Annotated in this window: 1 protein-coding gene; it reads left to right on the top strand. The window is 76.0% G+C overall.

Going from position 1 to position 3,799, the window contains the following annotated elements; genetic code table 11:
• The coding region (locus QR77_RS46475; RefSeq protein WP_160310877.1) for a type I polyketide synthase at positions 1 to 3,799 on the top strand (3,799 nt) is incomplete at both ends.

Below are 3,799 nucleotides of genomic sequence, written 5' to 3'. Positions count from 1 at the left end.
AAGCCGAAGCCGGCACGGAAGCCGAAGCCGGCACCGAAGCCTCCGACGGCGGCGCGTCCGGTGCCGACGGCGTCCGGCTCAGGGACCTGGCGTACGCGCTGGGCACCACGCGGGCGGCCCTGCCCGACCGTGCCGTGGTGCTCGCCGAGGACCGCGACGCCCTGCTCCAGGGGTTGGCCGCGCTCGCCGACGGCAGGCCGTCGGCGAGCCTCGTCCGGGCCACCGTCGAGGACAGCGCCGCGGGCACGGTGGCATTCCTGTTCACAGGCCAGGGCAGCCAGCGCCCCGGCATGGGACTGGAACTGCGCGCCCGCGTCCCGGCGTTCGCCGCCGCCTACGACGAGATCTGCGCGGAGCTCGATCGGTACCTCGACCGCCCGCTGCGCCAGGTGATCGCCGAGGATGCCGAGGCGCTGGAGCGCACCGAGTACGCCCAGCCCGCGCTCTTCGCGCTCGAAGTCGCCCTCTTCCGGCTGCTGCGCCACTGGGGAATCGACCCGCATCACCTCGCGGGCCACTCCGTCGGTGAACTGGCCGCCGCGCACGCGGCCGGTGTTCTCTCGCTGGCCGACGCCGCCGTCCTGGTCACCGCCCGCGGGCGGCTGATGCAGGCGCAGCGGGGCGACGGCGCGATGTTCGCCGTCGAGGCGTCCGAGGACGAGGTCGTCCTCTCGCTCACCGGCCTCGACGGACAGGTCGCGGTGGCCGCCGTCAACGGACCCCGATCCGTCGTCGTCTCCGGAGACGAAGACGCGGTGACCGCCCTCGCCCGGCACTGGCGCGACCGGGGCCGCAGGACCAAACGACTGCGGACCTCGCACGCCTTCCACTCGCCGCACCTGGACGGCATGCTCGCCGACTACCGGCGGATCGCCGAGACCCTGGACTACGCAGCCCCGCGCATCCCCGTCGTCTCGACTTCGACCGGCGCCGAACTCACCGACGCCGAGGCGTGCTCGCCCGCCTACTGGACCCAGCAGGCGCGCGTGACCGTGCGGTTCGCCGACGCGGTGACCGCCCTGCGCGCCGCTGGCGCGACGACCTTCGTGGAACTCGGCCCGGACGGGGTCCTGTCGAGCATGGTGCCCGACTGCCTGCCCGAGGAGCGGACCACCGCGCTGGCGCTGCTCCGTGAGGGCCGCCCCGAGGAGCGGACCCTGATGACCGCCGTGGCCCGGCTGCACACGCGGGGTGCCGGCCCCGACTGGCGGGCGCTGTTCGCCGGCGTCGGAGTCCGGTCGCGCGCGCTGCCCACCTACCCGTTCCAGCGTCGGCGGTTCTGGCCGCACGTCCCGGCCGCCACCGGCGCCGGGCCGGCCGCGACCGGCCAGTGGCGCTACCGCATCGGCTGGAAGTCACTGCCCGAGCCCACCGCGGGCACCGCCCGGCCGGAGGGCCGCTGGGTGGTCCTCGTCCCGGAGACCGAGGACCGGGCCGAGCCTGTCGCCACATGGCTGGACGGGCTCGGTGCGACCCTCGTCACCGTCCCCGTCGGGAGCGACGAGGGCCGCGCCGCGCTCGCCGACCGGTTGCGGGACGCGGCGGTACAGACCCCGGTCTCGCTCGTCCTGTCCCTGCTCGCCCTCGACGAACGCCCGCACCCGCACCACCCGGCCGTCCCCACCGGACTGGCGGCCAACCTGACTGCGGCCCAGGCATTGACCGACGCGGCGCTCGGCGCGCCGCTGTGGCTGGTCACCCAGGGCGCGGTCGCCGTGGGCCCGGCCGACGGCGAGACGCGTCCCGCCCAGGCGCAGACCTGGGGCCTGGGCCAGGTCCTCGGCCTGGAACAGCCCGAGCTCTGGGGCGGCCTGGTCGATCTGCCCGCCCCGCTCGACGAGGAGGCCCTGGGCCGTCTGCGCGGCGTACTCACGGGCAGCGGCGACGAGGACCAGATCGCGATCCGAACCGCCGGCGTCCTCGGCCGCCGTCTGGAACATGGCGCCGCGTCACCCGCGGAGCCGGTCCGCCCGCCCCACCGCACCGTCCTGATCACCGGCGGCACGGGAGCACTGGGCGGACACCTCGCCCGTCGGCTCGCCGACGACGGCGCCGAGCACCTGGTGCTCACCAGCCGCCGCGGCCCGGCCGCCCCCGGAGTCGGGGCGCTACGCGACGAACTCACCGCGCTGGGGGCCCGCGTGACGGTCGAGGCGTGCGACATCGCCGACCGCGACGCCGTGGCCGCTCTGCTCGCCGCCCACCACCCCACCGCCGTCTTCCACACCGCGGGCACCCTCGGCGGCCACGGCCCGCTCGCCGGCGACGACGTGGCCGCACTCCACGAGGCGGCGGCAGCGAAGGTGCTGGGCGCCCGTCACCTGGACGAACTCCTCGGCGACACGCCGCTCGACGCGTTCGTCCTGTTCTCGTCCATCGCGGGCGTGTGGGGAAGCGGGGGACAGGGCGCGTACGCCGCTGCCAACGCCTACCTCGACGCGCTGGCCGCCGGCCGCCGGGCCCGTGGCCTCACCGCCACCTCCGTCGCCTGGGGGCCCTGGGCGGGCGGTGGCATGGCCGACGAAGAGGCACGGGAGCGACTGCTCCGCCGCGGCCTGCCAGCGATGGCCCCCGCCGAGGCGCTCGCCGCACTCGGCGCGGCGCCGTCCGGCACGGAACCCGCGATCGCCGTCGCCGATGTCCGCTGGGACACGTTCGCGCCCGCCTACACCGCGGCCCGCTCCCGGCCGCTGATCCAGGACCTGCCCGAGGTGCGCGCGGCACTCGCCGCGGTCACGGACGAGGCGCCCCGGCCCTCCACCGGCCTCGCGGGGCACCTCGCCGCCTTGCCGGAGGCCCGGCGGGAGGACGCGGTGCGGAACCTGATCCGTGACCACGTCGCGGCCGTCCTCGGACACGACTCGGCCGAAGGCGTCGCTGTCGACCGTGCCTTCAAGGACCTCGGCTTCGACTCGCTGACCGCCGTCGAGCTGCGCAACCGGCTGGTCGAGGCCACCGGGCTGCCGCTGCCCGTGACCGAGATCTTCGACCACCCCACCGTCGCGGACCTCGCCGCCCGGCTGTACGCCGAACTCGGCGGCACGGACACGGGCGCGGAGACCGGCACCGGCGTACGGCCCGCGGCGACCGGTGCCGGCAGCGCCGAGCCGCTGGCCATCGTGGCCATGGCCTGCCGCTTCCCCGGCGGCATGTCGTCGCCCGAGGACCTGTGGCGGCTCGTCGCCGGCGGTGGGGACGCCACCGGCGCGCTGCCCACGGACCGCGGCTGGGACCTGGAGCGGCTCTACCACCCCGACCCCGACCACGAGGGGACCTTCTACGCCAGGGGCGGCGGCTTCCTCTCGGACGCGGGTGACTTCGACCCGGCGTTCTTCGGGATCAGCCCGCGCGAGGCGCTGGCGATGGATCCGCAGCAGCGGTTGCTGCTGGAGACCTCCTGGGAGGCGCTGGAGCGGGCCGGGATCGACCCGACGTCGCTGCGCGGCAGCCAGGGCGGGGTCTTCGTGGGCGTCGCGGCGCAGGGCTATGGCAGCGGTTCCGCCGACGGAGTCGAGGGCCACCTGCTGAGCGGCACACTGACCAGCGTGGCGTCCGGGCGCATCGCCTACACGCTCGGCACCGAGGGCCCGGCGGTCACCGTGGAGACGGCCTGCTCGTCCTCGCTGGTGGCACTGCACCTGGCCGGCCAGTCCCTGCGATCGGGCGAGTGCTCCTTCGCCCTGGTCGGCGGCGCCGCTGTGATGGCGTCACCGGACGTCTTCGTCGAGTTCAGCCGGCAGCGGGGGCTGTCCCCCGACGGCCGGTGCCGCTCGTTCGCCGAGGCCGCCGACGGCACCGG

The organism is Streptomyces sp. 150FB (genome assembly GCF_000818195.1).
In the GTDB taxonomy this organism is placed as follows: domain Bacteria; phylum Actinomycetota; class Actinomycetes; order Streptomycetales; family Streptomycetaceae; genus Streptomyces.
Note: the sequence above shows the minus strand (reverse complement) of the source record. Positions and strands in the feature narration are given on the sequence as shown.